The organism is Chryseobacterium sp. 2P (assembly GCF_059579425.1).
The window spans coordinates 4,126,342-4,144,626 of the sequence record NZ_CM184194.1 but is presented as its reverse complement, the minus strand read 5'-3'; the positions used below and the strand labels follow the sequence as shown (position 1 = coordinate 4,144,626).

Annotated in this window: 21 protein-coding genes; 19 read left to right on the top strand and 2 right to left on the bottom strand. The window is 33.3% G+C overall.

The features are described from left to right. Positions 1-5: 5 nt before the first annotated feature. Positions 6-530, top strand: a complete 525-nt coding sequence (rplQ, locus tag AC52CF_RS18870; protein ID WP_076391872.1) for a 50S ribosomal protein L17 — start codon at positions 6-8, stop codon at positions 528-530. A gap of 56 nt (positions 531-586) precedes the next feature. Here the strand turns inward: rplQ and AC52CF_RS18865 are convergent, their stop codons facing one another. Next, on the bottom strand, positions 587-1,006 hold the full coding sequence (locus AC52CF_RS18865; RefSeq protein WP_214588342.1) for a hypothetical protein: 420 nt from the start codon (positions 1,004-1,006) through the stop codon (positions 587-589). A 182-nt stretch (positions 1,007-1,188) separates the two neighbouring features. Here AC52CF_RS18865 and AC52CF_RS18860 point away from each other — a divergent pair, with 182 nt between their 5' ends. From AC52CF_RS18860 to AC52CF_RS18825, 8 genes are all read left to right on the top strand, one after another. Further along, positions 1,189-1,821 carry a response regulator gene (locus tag AC52CF_RS18860; protein ID WP_214588343.1) on the top strand — a complete coding sequence of 211 codons (633 nt, stop codon included), beginning with the start codon at positions 1,189-1,191 and terminating at the stop codon, positions 1,819-1,821. Positions 1,822-1,826: 5 nt separating this feature from the next. Next, the gene (locus AC52CF_RS18855) at positions 1,827-2,522 is read left to right on the top strand and encodes a hypothetical protein (RefSeq protein ID WP_214588344.1); all 696 of its coding nucleotides are present in this window, start codon (positions 1,827-1,829) and stop codon (positions 2,520-2,522) included. Positions 2,523-3,138: 616 nt separating this feature from the next. Continuing rightward, on the top strand, positions 3,139-3,933 hold the full coding sequence (locus AC52CF_RS18850; protein WP_214588345.1) for a sensor histidine kinase: 795 nt from the start codon (positions 3,139-3,141) through the stop codon (positions 3,931-3,933). Positions 3,934-4,063: 130 nt separating this feature from the next. Then, positions 4,064-4,855 (top strand): YEATS-associated helix-containing protein, encoded by a 792-nt coding sequence (locus tag AC52CF_RS18845; protein WP_214588346.1) that lies wholly within the window; start codon positions 4,064-4,066, stop codon positions 4,853-4,855. A gap of 34 nt (positions 4,856-4,889) precedes the next feature. After that, positions 4,890-5,381 (top strand): hypothetical protein, encoded by a 492-nt coding sequence (locus AC52CF_RS18840; RefSeq protein ID WP_214588347.1) that lies wholly within the window; start codon positions 4,890-4,892, stop codon positions 5,379-5,381. Positions 5,382-5,392: 11 nt separating this feature from the next. Further along, a complete protein-coding gene (locus AC52CF_RS18835; RefSeq protein ID WP_214588348.1) occupies positions 5,393-6,604 on the top strand; it encodes a hypothetical protein in 1,212 nt (403 codons plus the stop codon). Positions 6,605-6,758: 154 nt separating this feature from the next. Then, positions 6,759-8,051 carry a phosphopyruvate hydratase gene (gene eno, locus AC52CF_RS18830; protein ID WP_076391886.1) on the top strand — a complete coding sequence of 431 codons (1,293 nt, stop codon included), beginning with the start codon at positions 6,759-6,761 and terminating at the stop codon, positions 8,049-8,051. Between the two features lie 90 nt (positions 8,052-8,141). Next, on the top strand, positions 8,142-9,428 hold the full coding sequence (locus tag AC52CF_RS18825; RefSeq protein WP_076391888.1) for a citrate synthase: 1,287 nt from the start codon (positions 8,142-8,144) through the stop codon (positions 9,426-9,428). Between the two features lie 73 nt (positions 9,429-9,501). Here AC52CF_RS18825 and AC52CF_RS18820 read toward each other — a convergent pair whose 3' ends face one another. Continuing rightward, the gene (locus AC52CF_RS18820) at positions 9,502-9,693 is read right to left on the bottom strand and encodes a hypothetical protein (protein ID WP_496517558.1); all 192 of its coding nucleotides are present in this window, start codon (positions 9,691-9,693) and stop codon (positions 9,502-9,504) included. Positions 9,694-10,477: 784 nt separating this feature from the next. On the opposite strand from AC52CF_RS18820, the gene AC52CF_RS18815 reads away from it, so the two are divergent. The 10 genes from AC52CF_RS18815 to AC52CF_RS18770 are packed head-to-tail and all read left to right on the top strand — an operon-like array spanning position 10,478 to position 18,183. Further along, positions 10,478-11,392 carry a dimethylarginine dimethylaminohydrolase family protein gene (locus AC52CF_RS18815; protein ID WP_076391890.1) on the top strand — a complete coding sequence of 305 codons (915 nt, stop codon included), beginning with the start codon at positions 10,478-10,480 and terminating at the stop codon, positions 11,390-11,392. Between the two features lie 11 nt (positions 11,393-11,403). After that, positions 11,404-12,771, top strand: a complete 1,368-nt coding sequence (locus AC52CF_RS18810; RefSeq protein WP_290265997.1) for a hypothetical protein — start codon at positions 11,404-11,406, stop codon at positions 12,769-12,771. A 10-nt stretch (positions 12,772-12,781) separates the two neighbouring features. Then, complete coding sequence (ctlX, locus tag AC52CF_RS18805; RefSeq protein ID WP_214591176.1) at positions 12,782-13,705, top strand: citrulline utilization hydrolase CtlX; 924 nt, start codon at positions 12,782-12,784, stop codon at positions 13,703-13,705. Positions 13,706-13,729: 24 nt separating this feature from the next. Beyond that, positions 13,730-14,089 (top strand): S-adenosylmethionine decarboxylase family protein, encoded by a 360-nt coding sequence (locus AC52CF_RS18800; RefSeq protein WP_214588352.1) that lies wholly within the window; start codon positions 13,730-13,732, stop codon positions 14,087-14,089. Positions 14,090-14,092: 3 nt separating this feature from the next. Continuing rightward, a complete protein-coding gene (locus AC52CF_RS18795; RefSeq protein WP_214588353.1) occupies positions 14,093-15,565 on the top strand; it encodes a DUF4178 domain-containing protein in 1,473 nt (490 codons plus the stop codon). Positions 15,566-15,568: 3 nt separating this feature from the next. Beyond that, positions 15,569-15,766 carry a hypothetical protein gene (locus AC52CF_RS18790; protein ID WP_214588354.1) on the top strand — a complete coding sequence of 66 codons (198 nt, stop codon included), beginning with the start codon at positions 15,569-15,571 and terminating at the stop codon, positions 15,764-15,766. 11 nt (positions 15,767-15,777) lie between these two features. Then, on the top strand, positions 15,778-15,993 hold the full coding sequence (locus AC52CF_RS18785) for a DUF350 domain-containing protein (RefSeq protein ID WP_214588355.1): 216 nt from the start codon (positions 15,778-15,780) through the stop codon (positions 15,991-15,993). Continuing rightward, positions 15,986-17,500 carry a polyamine aminopropyltransferase gene (locus tag AC52CF_RS18780; protein ID WP_496517557.1) on the top strand — a complete coding sequence of 505 codons (1,515 nt, stop codon included), beginning with the start codon at positions 15,986-15,988 and terminating at the stop codon, positions 17,498-17,500. Before AC52CF_RS18785 ends, AC52CF_RS18780 begins: the two co-directional genes overlap by 8 nt. A gap of 58 nt (positions 17,501-17,558) precedes the next feature. Continuing rightward, positions 17,559-17,894: a hypothetical protein gene (locus tag AC52CF_RS18775; RefSeq protein WP_214588357.1), complete on the top strand. Its 336-nt coding sequence runs from the start codon at positions 17,559-17,561 to the stop codon at positions 17,892-17,894. Then, on the top strand, positions 17,884-18,183 hold the full coding sequence (locus tag AC52CF_RS18770) for a type II toxin-antitoxin system RelE/ParE family toxin (RefSeq protein WP_496517556.1): 300 nt from the start codon (positions 17,884-17,886) through the stop codon (positions 18,181-18,183). The genes AC52CF_RS18775 and AC52CF_RS18770 overlap by 11 nt, the downstream gene beginning before the upstream one ends. Positions 18,184-18,285: the final 102 nt, after the last annotated feature.

The window sequence follows — 18,285 nt, the reverse complement described above, 5'->3', positions numbered from 1 at the left end:
TAATAATGAGACACGGTAAAAAATTCAATCACTTAGGAAGAACAGCTTCTCACAGAAGTGCTATGCTTTCTAATATGGCTTGTTCTCTAATTGAGCATAAAAGAATCAACACTACTGTTGCTAAAGCTAAAGCTTTAAGAGTATATGTTGAGCCTCTATTAACAAAAGCAAAAGAAGATACTACACACAACAGAAGAATTGTTTTTTCATATCTTCAAAATAAAGAAGCAGTTGCTGAATTGTTCAGAACGGTAGCTCCAAAAATCGCTGAGAGAAACGGTGGTTATACAAGAATCATCAAGACAGGATTCAGACCAGGTGATGCTGCTGATACTGCTCTTATCGAATTGGTAGACTTCAACGAGCTTTACAATCCGAATGCGGAAGAGAAAAAAGCGACAAGAAGAAGCAGAAGATCTGCAACAGCTAAGAAAGAAGCTGTAGTAGCTGAAGCTCCTGTAGTAGAAGAAAAAGCTGCTGAGCCAACGGCTGAAGCTGCAGATTCTACAGAAGAAAAAACTGAAGAATAATATTCATCAGATATAAAAATAAAAACCGTTCAGATTACTGAGCGGTTTTTTATGCATTATATTTTGGTTTTTACAAGCTGGATGATATTGTTCCCCTGATTCAGGATCAGGCTGTCTTTTTTCACAGTAGCTTTCATATCCATTTTTTCGTAGACGGTTTCACTGCCGTTGGATTCTACTTTATTCAGGATGAAAGTCTTATTATTGCTTCTTATACTCATTGTTTTTTCCGGGTAATTAAAAACAACTTTTGCGAGACTTCCGTCGGTAGCTTTATACACATAATCTGTCTTTATACTTTTCTTTCCGTTAATATCTGTATCATAGCTTACCGTTGAGTCTATTTTGCCATTATCTGCCAAAATGGGACCTGAATTATTAGTTTTCAGCACACTTTTATTCCCTTCTTCACTTTTTTTGCAGCTTATCAACGACAAAGAAATCGCTGAAATAGCGATCAAAAGTACATTTTTCATGATGTTAATTTTTTTAAGGTATTGATTGTTAAATATTTTCGTTTGTAAAATAATTTTCACTAAATTTAGTAAAAACAAAAACTAAACCAAAAGCCATGAACTCAAACTCTGAATATTACACAAAAGGGTAATTGACTTTGTTTTGTTTTCTGTTGAAATTTGTCTTAAACAAAATAACCGACATGAGCATTTCCATAGCCATAGTAGAAGACGAAAAAAACTACAACAATGCGTTGAAGAAAGTCATCAATTATCAGGATGACATGAAAGTCGTTGCGCAGTTTTTTGATGGAAATGAAGCATTAAAAAATCTTTCTGACCTTTCTCCGGATGTGGTAATGATGGATATTCAGCTACAGGATATGCTCGGTATTGAAATTATCGAAAAGCTTAGGAAGGGATTGCCTCAAACGCAGTTTATCATGTGTACTAGTTTTGAAGATGACGAAAAAGTCTTCAATTCTTTAAAAGCCGGCGCAATGGGCTACCTTGTAAAAGGCGAAAGCATGGATAAGATCCTTTCCTCAATAAGAGATGTATACAACGGCGGGGCTCCCATGAGTTTCTCGATTGCCCGAAAAGTTCTCAGCCACTTCGAAAGAAAACTCCCAGAAATACAAGGGTATGATGAACTTACGGAAAGAGAAAAAGAAGTACTGGAACTTTTATCTCAAGGATTGCTCTACAAAGAAATCGCCGATAAAAAATTCATAAGTATCGATACCGTGAAAAAGCACGTCGGAAACATTTACAGAAAACTCCACGTTAACAACAAAGTGGAGGCTATTAATAAGTTTAACCATTTTAAAAACTGAGAATTATGGGAAAGAGAATTTATACACAGGTAGAGGTTTCACAATTGATTAAAAATAATATCAATGAACTAGAAGAAATTTATATTAGTAATTCGAATGAATTAGCTTTAGGTAAGATTAATGAAGATTTGTTGAAAGCACTAAAAAATTTTAAGGCTAAATTTGCTTATCAACCAATAAGTTCTGTGGACTTTAACGGTATGAAAAACAAATTTGATCGTACTTTTGCAATTGATCCGTTGCCAAAGAATCCTATTGTAATCCGACCTAACAGTTTTTTGAGAGTTATCAATGATAATAGTAGTTATGATTTTATTTATAATTATTTTGTTCTTACTTCATCATCTCAATATGGTTTGGGAATTAGATTTAGTAAATCAGATGCCGTTGAAGATAACTATTATCAAGACGACTCTTTTTATATTTTAGAAAATGAATTTTTTATAAAAGTAGAACCCACTGATTTTGAAACTGCTGTGACAACTTTTCATTCTAGATTTGATAGTAAAATAGCTTCTAAGGGTTTAGGTGCAACACGACACATCGTTGATGAGCTTAAGTATGCAAAAGACATAGCTCAAAGAAATCCTACAAAAATATCTATGTTTTCAACTGTTTATGGTAATAAACTTAGTTTTGCTGGAATAGCAGAAATTAATGGAAATGACGAATATTTTAATCGTGGTCAACAATGGCCTTAGATTTACTGATATATTTGTACTACTCAATTTTATTAGTTATAACTATTTTGTCATGTGCAAAAAAAGCTGATGGAATAGGAAATAATTATTTATATCTGAATTTTACAATAATTTTTGGTATTGAATGTATTGTATATTTTGCTAAGTTTTTAAATCAAAGTAATCTCACAGGTCTTTATTTTTTATTGGATATTCTTAATATAACTTACGTTTATTACTTTTTTCAAATCCACTTTAAGCAAAGTAAGTTTCTTTTATCTTACGGAATTATTTCCCTTTTCTTGATCTTGACATTTAACAAGTATTGTCTCTCGCAATACAGTGATTTCTGTGGTATTATAAGTTGTTTTTATGTTATCATAGCCTGTTTGTATGGTTTTTATTTAATCATGGAAAGGGAAAAATTTGGACAGCAAAAAATACAAAGTATTCCTTTTTTCTGGTATGGAACAGCAATGTTGCTTTGGTGTTTAATGTATCTCTTTAGAACAATTCCCAGATTTTATTTTCAAGATGAGGATAAAGAATTCATGCAAAATCTTCGAATCTTCTTTGCTAGTGTAAATATTGTTACGTATGCAATTTTTTTAAAACTAGTATTAATGTACAAAAACAAATGAGTGCAATACTTTATTTAGATAAATCTGTAATTACATTATATATTTCAGCTACATTGCTCGTTTTGTTGTTGCTCGTTTTTATGCTTTTTGTTGTAATAAATTACAAGAGAAAGCAGCAAATGATAATTAAAGAAAACCAACTCCAACAATCCGAACACCACAACCAGCTCCTCCAAAAAGAACTCGAAAAACAAAAATCAATTGAAGCAGAGCGGGAAAGAATTTCCCACGATATGCACGATGATCTCGGTGCAGGAATTTCAGCGTTAAAATTGCAGGCAGAATTTTTAAAACAACGGGCAGAAAATGATGATCTGAAAAATGACATCGACGAACTCCTGAAAACCTCCGAAGAAATGAATCTTTCCATGAGGGAAATGCTTTGGAGCCTCAATTCAGGAAACGATACTTTGGGAAGCTTCATCGATTATTCAAAGATGTATGCACAAAATTTTTTGAAGAAAACAAAAATTCTCCTGCTTACAGAAAGTGAAAACGTTGTTTTGGAAACAGTAATCACTACAGAACAGAGACGAAATTTATTTCTATGCTTAAAAGAAGCCCTAAACAATGCTTACAAACACAGCCAGTCCAATCAGATTAAATTGTCGTTCATCCAGAAAGACAAAGAATTCATGATGAAAATCTCCGACAACGGAATAGGAATTAATCACGAAAAATCAGAAGGAAACGGACTTCGAAATATGAAACGGAGAATGCAGGAACAAAACGGACACTGCGAAGTCACTACAGAAAACGGAACACATCTGTTTTTCAGAATCGATTTATAAGAAATTTTAAATATTAAACACAGGCAGCATCATTTTATGGTGCTGTTTTTATTTTAAATCACCCTTTTGTGTAATTGACAGAGATTTGTTTTTAAAGGAACTTTGATGAACAACTTAAAAATTAATAGCTATGAAAACTTTAAATGAAAAAAAACAAATGTGGATTACTATTCTGATACTTTGTGTATTTGTTATGGGGAGTCTGTACATATATTATTATGGAGGACGAAGTTGTGAATCAAAAGTTTTTATTGCAAAGAAAGGGCTAATTGAAAAACAAGATTCTTTGGATTTAGCCAAAATTTCAAATTTGCTTAAAACTCAAAACACAAAAATTTTAGAGCTGAAGAAAGATTCCACAAACGCAAATCTTAAAACTTTACTGGAAGAAAATTTCAAAGTCAATTATGATGAATACAAAGCTCTTCAAAATAAAAAAAATGAGGACATTTTAAAATATATGAAGGTTGTTTTCGGAAATAATACCCCTTTATTAGTATGTGTAATTATTATTGTTTGTGGCATATTGGGTGGTTATGCAAGTAATTTTTATACCTATCTGAAAGATATTTTAGAAACAACAAAAAAATTGGTAGATAAAGCAGAAACTATTACCGAAGCAACGAATGACAGTAACCAGATTGGAGAAGAGCTGAAGAAAGTGAATGCTCAGTTAGAAGATTTGAAGAAAGACATAAACAATGAAAATAAAACGATTATAGCAAGTATTCTTTTTGGAATTATAGCATCATTTTTTTCCATTTTAATATTAAAAGCAGGAGACAGTAATATCTTAAAATTTGAAACTTATATGGATTATTTTGTTTTCACATGCTATTGCTTATTATCTGCATTATTTGCCAAAAAAATTATTGAAGCAATAATTAATACGGTTATAAAAAAATATCAAAATAATGGCTAATTAAAAAATTAGAATAACCTTAAAACTAATAATCATGAAAACAAAAAAAAATCAATCAGTAAGAATTTTAAATGCTCAAACACAGCTCCTTAATTATAAGATTATGGAAATGAATATGACAAATAATTCTTTATTAAGCTCCACAGAAAAAGACAGTAACTATGTAGTGACTAAAAATCTTCTTTTACCAAATGATAATTCTCAGGTTACTGTTTCAATCTATTTTGGTGGTGAAAATCAATTTGGTTCTGCAAAGATTAAAATTTTAAGAACTAATGAGCCTGTTAAATTTATAAAATCATCTACCGACAATATTATATTAGGGATTTGTAGTGATTTAATTGGAAATGTACTTTGTATTGCGGCAGATATAACAGATTCTAATCAAGTTCCTGAAAATAATAACACTGTTTTAACGGTTAAAATAATGCAACAAAATAGAGTTCTTTATGATGATAAGCATACTGTAGATGTTGGAAATGAGGGGGCTACAGCAAGCTTTACATATTATTTGACATTTTATTAAAATCAAAAATTATGAAAACAATAAAACTCAGTGTTCTTCTAATTTTACTCTTGTTTTCTCATTTGTGTTTTAGTCAAGATGATGATGAGATAAATTTAGATGTTTTACGTGCGCAGGCATCTCCAGGCGCAAACTTATTAGGCATAGCAAATTCAGACATTGAAAAACCTACAGATTTAAAAAGTTTGATGATTTCTCTAAGACAAGGATCAGACAATTTTTCTAATTTACCAGCGGCATTTGCTGTAGATGTAGCACCGTTTAAGTTGAATGGCAAGTATCAAAATTTAATTGATAATTCAAAATTTAATGAAACTTTTAAACAAAGCTTTATAATTTCATTTGGTTTTAAAAATTTGAAAGAAGATGAAGATGCAAATATTGAGGAGAAGTCAAAAATGGGTATTGGAACAAAATTCTCCATAGTAAGGGGGGATTTTAATAAAGAAACTGAAGATATCTTATCTGAAATATATAAATATCATTTAATTAAACAAAAAAGAATTGAGTTTATAGAAAATGATGCAGATTTATTGAGGTATTATAATGAAAAAATGATTCTATTACAAAAATTGAAAAATATTAGAGATACAAAAGGTCTAGAATATCTAGAGACAGATGCTAAGATTACCGAAATAACTATTAATGAAGGTAAACGCATTTCATATTTAGAAGAAAAACATAATATAGAGAATATACAGTTAGATAATAAAATCAGAAAAGATATTGAAAATCTTAAATTAGAACGCTATGGTTTTTTTCTGGATATATCAATGGGAACAGTTTTAGATTTTAATAATAATAAATTTAATAATTCAAAAGTTACAAAAGTAGGAGGTTGGGTTACAGGTGGATATAATTGGGAGAAACATTCTTCAACATTGATTTTTATGGGAAGATATTTATACAATCCGGATTCTCCATTAGCAAATCTAGCACTGAAAAAAGAAAATCTTCATACTTTAGATATGGGATCAAGATTAGTGTTAAAACTACTTGATGAGAAATTCCTAATGAGTGGAGAGTGTATGTATAGGAGTATTCTAAATAAATCTGACTTTGAATCTTCATGGAAATATCTTCTTAATTTTGAATACGAATTGGCAAAAAACCAACGACTTACATTTTCATTCGGTAAAAATTTTGATGGTGAATATGAAAAGAAAGGAAATTTAATTGTTGCTTTGAATCTAATAGTTGGCTTGGGTAAAATTAAATTATAGAATAAAGTAGAGATGATTTTATTTGATGATCAATATTTTATAAATAATTAAAATTAACTAAAATTTAACTCACAATAACCCCATAAATTCCCATTCATTTGCTTTAAAAAGTTAAAAATTGATTAAATTTGTCTGAACTATAAAAAAACGAACAATGAGTTACATTTCTTACATAGAAGCGAGACAAATTTTGGATTCAAGAGGAAATCCTACAGTTGAAGTAGATGTATTTACGGAAAGTGGTGCGATGGGACGCGCTGCGGTACCTTCCGGAGCTTCTACAGGAGAACATGAAGCGGTGGAATTGCGCGACGGTGGTTCAGAATATATGGGGAAAGGAGTTCTTAAAGCGGTTGAAAATGTAAGAGAAGTGATTGCCCCTGAATTGGTAGGTCTTCCTGTATACGATCAGAATCTTATCGACCAGATTATGATTGATCTTGACGGAACCAATAATAAAGGAAATCTTGGAGCAAATGCAATTCTTGGTGTTTCTTTGGCAGCAGCTAAAGCAGCAGCAGCAGAATTGAAAATGCCTTTGTACAAATATGTTGGCGGTGTCAATGCAAATACCCTTCCTGTTCCGATGATGAACGTGATCAACGGAGGCTCTCACTCCGATGCCCCGATTGCGTTTCAGGAATTTATGATCATGCCGGTAAAAGCAGATTCTTTCTCTCACGCATTGAGAAAAGGAACTGAAATTTTCCACAACCTTAAATCGATTCTTCACTCAAGAGGTCTGTCTACTGCAGTAGGTGATGAAGGTGGTTTCGCACCAACTTTCAAAGGAACTGAAGATGCTTTGGATACTTTACTTCAGGCTATTGAAAAAGCAGGTTATAAGCCGGGTGACGATATTATGTTGGCGCTTGACTGTGCCGCTTCTGAATTTTATAAAGACGGAATCTACGATTACAGAAAATTCCAGACTCCGGATGCCGCTCAGTTCTCAAGCAGCGAGCAGGTTTCTTACCTTGCTGAACTGGCAGCGAAATATCCGATCATTTCAATCGAAGACGGAATGCAGGAAAACGACTGGGAAGGCTGGAAAATGTTAACCGATAAAATCGGAGACAGAGTACAGTTGGTAGGAGACGATTTATTCGTAACCAATGTTGAAAGACTATCAAGAGGAGTAAAAGAAGGAATTGCAAACTCAATCTTGGTAAAAGTAAACCAGATCGGATCTCTTTCTGAAACAATGGCAGCGGTACAAATGGCGCAGAACAACAGATTCACTTCTGTAATGTCTCACAGATCAGGAGAAACTGAAGACTCTACAATCGCAGATTTGGCAGTAGCAATGAATTGCGGACAGATTAAAACAGGATCCGCTTCAAGATCAGACAGAATGGCGAAATACAACCAGCTGTTGAGAATTGAAGAAGCTCTTGGTGAAACCGCAGTTTTTCCGGGCTTAGATGCTTTTAAAATCAAAAGATAATTAATCGAATTTATAAATAACGGCAAGCGAAATTTTTAGTTTGCCGTATTTTGTAATAAGTAGTATATTTAGAAAAAAATAAATTAAATAATGTCAGACAACAAGGTAATATTGAATTACGACGGTAATTCATATGAATATCCAATTGTGGATAGTACTATCGGAGACAGAGGAATCGATATTTCAAAATTAAGAGACCAGACAGGTCTAATCACTCTTGATTTAGGGTATAAGAACACCGGAGCTACACTTAGTGACATCACTTACTTAGACGGAGACAAAGGAGAATTATTCTACAGAGGATATCCGATCGAGCAGATTGCCGAGAAATCTAACTTCACAGAAGTGATGTATCTTTTATTACACGGTGAATTGCCTTCTCAGGATCAGTACAATTCTTTCGAATCAAACATTAAAAAATATAATTTCGTAGCAGAGGAGATGAAAAAGATCATGGATGCTTTCCCTCGTTCTGCTCACCCAATGGGAGTTTTATCTTCTTTAACTTCAGCGTTAACGGCGTTTAATCCAAAAGCAGTTAATGTAAATTCTAAAGAAGAAATGGATCATGCAGCAGAATTGTTAATTGCAAAATTCTCTCACCTTTGCGCATGGACGTACAGAAAAACTCAGGGATTGCCGCTTAATCACGGAGACAACAGCCTGAACTATGTAGAAAACTTCTACAAAATGGCTTTCAGAATGCCAAATCAGGAATTTGAAATCGATCCTGTTGTTGTTGGTGCTTTAGATAAATTATTAATTCTTCACGCAGATCACGAGCAAAACTGTTCTACTTCTACAGTGAGAATGGTAGGTTCTGCTCATACAGGTCTTTTTGCTTCAGTTTCTGCAGGGGTTTCTGCACTTTGGGGACCACTTCACGGTGGAGCAAACCAGGCGGTTATCGAAATGCTTGAACTGATTGAGAAAGATGGAGGAGATGTATCTAAATACATTGCGAAAGCTAAAGATAAAAACGATAACTTCCGTTTAATGGGATTCGGACACAGAGTATACAAAAACTTCGATCCTAGAGCAAAAATCATCAAGAAAGCTGCTGACGATATTCTTAATGCATTAGGAATTCAGGATAAAGCGCTTGATATTGCAATGCAGTTGGAAAGAGTAGCTCTTGAAGACGAATACTTCGTAGAAAGAAAACTATATCCAAACGTGGATTTCTATTCAGGAATTATCTACAGAGCATTAGGAATCCCTACAGAAATGTTCACCGTAATGTTCGCATTAGGAAGATTACCGGGATGGATTTCTCAGTGGAAAGAAATGAGACTGAAAGGAGACCCGATCGGAAGACCAAGACAGGTGTATCAAGGAGCTCCAAAAAGAGATTATATTGATATGGTTAACAGATAATCAGTATCTTACTATAAACAAAAATCCCGAAGCTTGCTTTGGGATTTTTTATTTCTCAGCTTTGGAGACTTTTTTATTTTTTTACGGTTGTAATTTGTATCATCGTCTTTACACCTTGGATCATTATCATCGAAGCTCTTCCTGTTTCAATAAAATATTCTAAAATTTCGCCATTTTCCAGTTCTACAGAGCCTAAGGAGAAGTCCTTTGTTTTACTTTTGAATTTTCCATACAATTTATCTGTTGCATTAATACAACTTCCCAAAGAAGTCTACCGTTTTTTAAAGTTATGAGTTTCTTGGTAGTTAAAATACTGAAATTATCTTCATTTATAATTGTGGAGCAGATGATTCGTTCTTCGTCAAGTAATTCAATTGGATAATCTATAAACAATTCTTTTGAATCATCTTCATAGAATTGAGTCCACTTAAAATCATAAGGCTGTATTGTACTTCGTTTAATTTTTGCTATACAGATAGTGTGTAAAAATTTATCGGATTTTTTCATGATAAAGTACAAAAATAAACTAAAAAATAAAACCTGCTTCAAAAGCAGGCTTTAAGTCTAATTTTCTGTTATGGACATTGACATCTGTCGCAAGTCCAGAGTGTACATTTTCCTGTTTCAAAATCATATTCGCAGCAACGTCTTGCGGTGGTTGCTCCTCCAATGATGTTTTTTTGTTGCTCTCTGCCTAATTTTTGTGCTTTAAGAAGCACGGTTTTTTTTGCGTTCATGATTTTTTTGGTGTTTGATTGTTAATGTTTTATGTTTTAATTTCTACAGAAATTATATCACTAAGGTAGGAATTTTAATTAAAACTTTTTACATTTTATCAAAAAATAATTCATAACCAATTATTGTGAATAAAATTATCTGATAAAATCGCTTATTTAAGTGAATAAATGCTTTAGTCTATCAATCTGCTGAAGTAAAAAACTGTAAGAAGATTATTTCATAGATTTATATTGCGCAGATCACCTAAAAACAGGACAAAAGTTTCCCAGATTCAGTCCTTTACTTATATTTGTAGCATTGCATAAATCTTTATGAAGCTAAATATAAAAAACGAAACGGGAAGGCTGAAATCAGTGGTTTTAGGGCAGCCCAATTCAATGGGAGCAGTTCCTACATTAGAGGAAAGTTATGATGCAAAATCGTATCATTCTATCGAAAATAACATATATCCGAAAGAGTCGGATATCATTCATGAAATGAACGCTTTCGAAGCGGTTTTAAAGAAATATGATGTAGAAGTTCTTCGTCCGGACATTATTGCAGACTACAATCAGGTCTTTGCAAGAGATGTAGCTTTCGTAATTGATGATAAAATGATCATTTCCAATGTGATTGCAGACCGAGCAGACGAACAGGAAGCGTATAAAACGGTTTTTGAAAAAGTGGCGTGGAGAAAAATAATTAATCTTCCGGAAACTGCACACATTGAAGGTGGAGATGTAATTGTCTGGGACGATTTTCTGTTCATCGGAACATGTTTCAGTGAAGATTACAGAAGTTATAAAACGGCAAGAACTAACGAATATGCCATCGAAATTCTCAAAGAATACTTTCCTAAAAAAAGAATCATCGATCTGGAACTGAAAAAGAACGACAGAATACCGTACGAAGGAATTTTACATCTGGATTGTACATTCAACCCCATTGGAAAGGATAAATGTATTATTTACAAAGACGGATTTGTAGACGAAAGCGATTATCGTCTGATTATTGATATTTTCGGTGAAGAAAACTGCTTCCACGTTACAGCGGAGGAAATGTTTGAAATGTTCCCGAATATTTTTTCAATCTCTCCGGAAATCGTAGTTTCCGACAAAGCATTCACCAGAATGAACAATCACCTCAGAAACGAATGGGGAATGACCGTTGAAGAAATTCCGTACCGCGAGATTTCTAAAATGGGAGGACTTTTACGTTGCTCGACAATGCCATTAGTAAGAGAGTAAATTAAAGTTTATTGAAAAGATTAGTTTTATTTTTTTTTCTGATATTCATATCTAAAGTTCATGCTCAGCAAAAAATTAATTGGGCTGAAATCTTATATGGAAATGCTAAAGATTTAGAAATTAATAAAATTAAATCTTTAAAGCTTAAAAAGGGAGGCAGAGTAATTCGCTTGGTTCAGGTCATTTCAAAAAATTCAATTTTGGTGAAAGATTCTTTAACAGAAGACCTTTTTGAATTTGATGATGAGAACCGACTTATTTCCGTAACATCTATTAAAGCTAAGCAGAATGAAAAATTCAGATTGAATTTTAAAGGTAATTTTATCAACAAGATTTCGAGATTAGTTAATGATAATCGAATAAGAGTTTATAATCAATTTTCTAAAGTAAATTTTAATAATAGATCTTATGAAGAAAAGGAAACATACAGGTTTGATACAAACAAGAATGATTCTTTAAATGTTTTCAGAATAAAATATTTCTTTAATGAACAAAATCCGGAATTAAGTTATGAAGAGACGTATGATAACGGTAGAATATGGACTAAGAAATATTTTAATAATACAGAAGTTAGGAAGGAAAAATTTGAGAATTACAATAAAGTAGATTCTACCTTAACTAAAGATTCTAAATTAACAAAATATCATTTTGAAAATTATAAGAACCATCAGATTATTAGGATTGAAAGAGATTCTGTTTTAACGATTGAGAAGAAAAATGGAAGAAAAGTAAGTGAAAAATTAGAATATGCGGGATTATCTTTCAGACAAATTTTTTATGATGAGAATGAAATTGTAAGAGAGAAAATTATTTATCAGAATTATAAAAATTCTTTTAATGAATGGATCGTTTGGGAAGAAAGAAAATACGACGGAAAAGGAACATTAATAAGTAGGAAATTTCCAAATAAAAAAGAATATAAACTTAAAAATGGGATTTTAGTTTTCAGAAAAAATGTAGAGAGAATTAGAATGAGTTGTGGTGTTGGTTATTCAGATAAGAAAAAAAATCTCTCAGCATACTATTATCCACAATTATATTCTTCCTCAATATTATTTACTCCGAAACTGGCAAAGAATTTTATAGATAATTTTGATATATATGCTATTGATGAAGACGAAGAAATAATTTATAGTTATTTAGATTTCACAGATGATACAAAAGTTATAACAAGCAATTCAACATCAAAAGACATTTATCAAGAGTTTCGGAGCACATCAAGAAGTATCAGAAGAAAAGAAAGATATATTTTAAGATATTTCGATGGAACAGAAGTTGAGGCAGAAACAATTAGTGGCAAAAAATATTTTATTAATTTGGCTAAGAATCCGGAAATTTTATCTTTTTCAATACACACATTTTTAATTAAAAATGAATAAAACCCAAAGTATGCAGACAACAGATACAGTATTAATGATAGAGCCGATTGCATTCGGATTTAATGCAGAAACGGCAAAAAACAATTATTTTCAGGTAGAGCAGAAAGGTTTCGATACCCAGTTCAAAGCTTTGTCTGAATTTAAAGCTTTTGTTGAAAAATTAAGAAGCAAAGGAATTAACGTCATCACAGTAAAAGATACATTAGATCCGCACACTCCGGATTCTATTTTCCCGAACAACTGGGTAAGTTTTCACAAAGACGGAAAAGTGGTTTTATATCCGATGTTTGCTTCCAACAGAAGAGTAGAAAGAAGAGACGATATCATTGAAACCATTAAAGAACAGGGATTTGAAGTAGCGGAAATCGACGACTGGTCTTTTCCTGAAACACAGGGACATTTTTTGGAAGGAACAGGAAGCATGATCTTCGATCACGATAACAAAATTGCTTACGGTTCGGTTTCTTTAAGACTGGATGAAAACCTGTTCAGAGAATTTTGCGAAAAGTACGGTTTTACACCGGTTGTTTTCCATTCATTCCAAACCGTTGGAGAAGAAAGACTTCCGATTTACCACACCAACGTGATGATGTGTGTAGCAGATAAATTTGTGGTAATCTGTCTGGATTGTATCGATGATGAACTCGAAAGAAGCAAAGTCATTGAAACCATTAAAAACTCAGGAAAAGAAATTATTGAAATTTCTGAAGAGCAGATGCAGCAGTTTGCAGGAAATATGCTTCAGGTAAATAATAAAGACGGACAGAAATTTTTGGTGATGAGCGAAACCGCTTATAAATCCTTACATCAGGATCAGGTTGCAGCAATTGAAAAACACTGTGAAGTCATCTACTCAGATTTAAATACCATTGAAGTAAACGGAGGCGGAAGCGCACGTTGTATGCTTGCAGAAGTTTTCTTACCAAAAAAATAATATATTTGCTGAAAATACATTGAATTGGAATCATTAACCAGCAAAGGTTTACATATTCTTCTGACTTTGGAAACGGAGTCAGAAGCTTTGTTAATAGACGGTGACGGTTTCTTGGCATTTACCAAAGATATGCTCGCAACAAAAGACGTGGAAATTGTAGGAATTACCAGTCATATTTTTGAAAATAACAGCTTTACTTCCGCGGTTTGTCTTAAAGAATCCCACCTCTGTATTCATACGTGGCCGGAATTTAAACAACTTACTTTTGATGTTTTTCTCTGCAATTATCTGCAGGATAACACAGAAAAAGTTGAAAAAATTGCAGATGAAGTAATAGACTATTTTAAAGCTAAAACCATTCAGAAACACAAAATTTACAGATAAAAAATGTTTTACGTTTGTCCCGCCTGCGAATCCGGAAATAAACTGGATCTTACTTTCGATATAAAAGAATATGTCTGTAAGACCTGTTCTTATCTTATTGATGTCGAAAATAATAAACATCAGAAACACATCAAAGTTCCTACAGAAAATGTTGTATTGGATATCGGGCAGAAAGGAATCATCGACAATACAGAATATACCGTTACCGGAATTATCATCCGAAAATACGGAACCAGTATCTTTTGGAGAGAATATTATTTAAAAGATACAAAAGGAGAAGATGCTTTCTTAAGTGAGAGTGATGGACACTGGACTTTTCTTCATATCATTAATGCAATGGATGTAAAGAAAAAGATGAACGGAAAAGCAGTGGAACTGCATGGAAGAAATTACCGCTGGTACGAAACTACAGAATGCACCATTCATTCTGCTGCAGGTTTTTTTGAAGATAAACTGAATTTCGGACTGGCAACATACAAGGAATATGTGAATGCAACTCAGATGATTTCCCAAGAGCAGTCGAAGGGAAAAATTGAATTCTTCTTCGGCAAACACATCTCAAAATACAAAGTAAAAAAAGCGTTCGGAATTTCTAACCTTCCCAATTATTCAGGAATAGGAATTGTTCAGCCGTTTTATGTAAATGTAAAACACACCATTAATATTATGGCGGTTTCGGCATTACTAATTAGTCTGATCCAATTGTATGTAGTCGGGACGAGAACCAATAAATCGGTTTTCGAGCAGGAAATTAATTTTGCAGATGTCCGCAATAAAGAAATGGTCAGTAAAAGCTTTGATTTATCAGGCGGTTCTGCCCCGTTAAAAGTTGAGGTATATTCCAATGTGGATAATTCATGGGCAAATGTCGGTTTAGGATTGGTGAACGAGAAAACCAACGAAATTGTGTTTGCTTCAAAAGACATCGAGGAATACCACGGTTATGAAGACGGTGAAAACTGGAGCGAAGGAAGAAAGAATGAAAGTTTTAATTTCTGCGGAGTTGCTCCCGGAAAATACCACTTTATTATTTCGGCAGAAAAACAGGAAACTCCAAAGGTTATGCCTCCATCATATTACGCGACCCAAGACGGAAGTTTAACCTTATCCAGAGATAGCAACGGAACCATTAACGTTACCAACAACAGCACGATGGAAACAACGGCTTTCGGAAGCTCAAAAATGATTAAGGAAGACACTGTGAGCAGTCTTGGACAATTTGTTCATCAGACGTTAGGAAAAGCGGATATCGACTCCCTTTTGAATACCAACCTTGCAGCCGGAACCATTACATCTACAGTCAGCGAAAATAAATCTGTTAAAATTAAGGCAGAATGGCTTCCTGTTTCCTTCAGGAATTTTGTGTTTGTTCTTTTGTTTATGATCGCGTTTGTCGCAGCAGTCTGGTTCGGAAGAAAATCTTTCGAAAGATCAAAATGGTACAACAGTTCAAATTCACCTTACACCTACTCATAAACGATGGAAAATATTATTAATTACATAAAAGAACACTGGATTCTCTGTCTCATCGGAGTTTTTTTTGTCGGCTGGTTTACTTACCTCACTTTTGACGGCAACCAATTCTGCGACTGCGAAAAAACAGAAACCTACAGAGACGGAACCACAAGAACACATCACTCTTCCGGAGTAGGCTATTACAGATACTATCACAAATAAAAATATAAACTATGAATCAGATCAACTTTTTACCGGTCATCAATTCAGTGATTTATTCCTTTCTGGGAATAGCCATATTGCTGGTTTGCTATTTAATTATTGAGAAAATAACGCCGGAAAAAACATGGCACGAAATCGCTCACAATAAAAATACTGCTTTGGCGATTATTTTCGGAGCATTCATCATCGGGATATCAATGATCATAAGCGCAGCAATTCATGGATAAAAAGAGGATTCCTCTTGAACTGCTTTTGATGTTTTCGGTGTTTGTCATCGCAACCTGCGGACTGATCTACGAATTGGTAGCGGGAGCTTTGGCGAGTTATCTTTTGGGCGATTCCGTGAAGCAGTTTTCCTTCATCATCGGAGTCTATCTTTTTTCGATGGGAGTAGGATCGTATTTTGCCAAATTCATCAAGGGAAATTTAATTGATAAATTCATAGAAATTGAAATTCTGGTTGGGATTATCGGCGGAATAAGCTCTGTGGTTTTATTTATTCTGTTTAACACTTTGGCTCATTTTGAAGCTGTTTTATACCTTTTTGTGTTTTTTACGGGCTGTCTGGTTGGAGTAGAAATTCCGTTGTTGATGAATATTCTGAAAGACAGGGTTCAGTTCAAGGATCTCGTTTCAAATGTTTTCGCCTTTGATTATATCGGAGCTTTACTGGCTTCTATTCTGTTTCCTTTGGTATTGATTCCGCAGTTGGGAATCGTAAAAACCCCTCTGTTTTTTGGCTTGGTTAATATTTCCATTGCCATATTTTTATGTTTTTATCTGAAAAATGAACTTTCAAAACCAGTTTCATTAAGAGTTAAATCAATCGGAGCCTTTCTTCTGCTTGTCACTCTCTTTATCTTTTCAGACAGAATTTTATCATTTTCAGAAGAAAAACTGTACGGTGAAAATGTCGTTTACACTAAAAGCTCACCATACCAGAGAATCGTTTTAACCAGAAACAGCCGCGAATTCAGATTATATTTAAATAACAATCTGCAGTTTTCTTCAGTAGATGAATACCGTTATCACGAAGCGTTGGTTCATCCTGCGATGTCGATGGCTAAAAAGATCGATCATATTTTAATTCTCGGCGGTGGAGACGGTTTCGCAGTTCGTGAAGTTTTAAAATACAAAGGAGTAAAAGACATCACTTTGGTGGATTTGGATGGAGAAATGACAGATTTTTTCAGGAATAATGAAACCATGCGCCAATTGAATCAAAGCTCTTTATCCAGTCCAAAGTTAAAAGTGATAAATAAAGACGCTTACATTTGGGTAAAAGAAAACTCTAAAAAGTACGATGTCATCATTATCGATTTTCCGGATCCTTCCAATTACAGTTTAGGAAAATTGTATTCTTTACAGTTTTACAGAGAACTCGAAAGACTCACTACTTTAGATACAAAAATTGTGGTACAGACTACTTCTCCCTATTTTGCTCCAAAATCTTTCTGGTGTATTGAGAAAACAATTAACGAGGTCTTTCCTTTTACTTCTGCATATCACACGTATGTTCCGTCATTCGGAGAATGGGGATTTTCAATGGCTTCTTTTGAGCCGATCAACAATAAAATATATCGTAAAATTCCGAATCTGAAATTTTATGATTATAATTTTTCACAACTCTCTTACTTTACGAAAGATATGAAAACCAAAGATATTGAAGTCAATCGATTGGATAACCAGATTTTAGTAAGATATTTTGATGAAGAATGGGGTAAAGTTCAATAGAAAAGTGTCAATTATTTATTATATTTGTATCATAAATTGATACTTAAATTGTAAAAATATGATAGCTGAAATTGAAAAATATATAGAAATCCAGAACAACATCGATCAGATTCTGAAAGATTCACCATTTAAAATTTCTTACATTATCGAAAAAACAGGGATCAAAAAGCCGACCTTTTTTAAAAAAATGAAAGAAAAGAGATTTACTTCCGAAGAACTGCTTTCTATTGCCAAAGTAATGGAACCTGTTTATAGAAACGAAACCCATGAAGAGATTTTAGAATCGTTGAAAAGATCCGAAGAAGATTTCAGAATGGGAAGAACGGTCTCTTATCACGACTTTATGAAAGCTAAAAGAGAGAAATTAAAAAAACTAACAGACGGTGAAAGTTGATATTTCAATTGCGGCTCAGCAAGATATTGATGATATTGAATCTTATCTTTTAAGAAAATGGAATCAAAAAGTCGCATTTAAGTTTTTCGATCAGTTAGACGATGCTATAAGTATTTTAGAACACCAGAATGTATATTTCGAAAAATATAGAGATACAGGTTTTATGAAATATTTGGTAACGAAACACAATTACATTATTTATGATTATCAGGATGATATGTTGAGAATCCACAGAGTTATCAACAATTTTCAGAACCCCGAAGACAACTATGAAAGCATCTCAAAATAACCATTAAATCTTGCCAACTCAACCTACTCAATTTTCCAGAAAAGATTTCCTTAAAACCCTGTTCTTGGGCGGTCTCATGATTCCTTTTTTACATTATTGCAG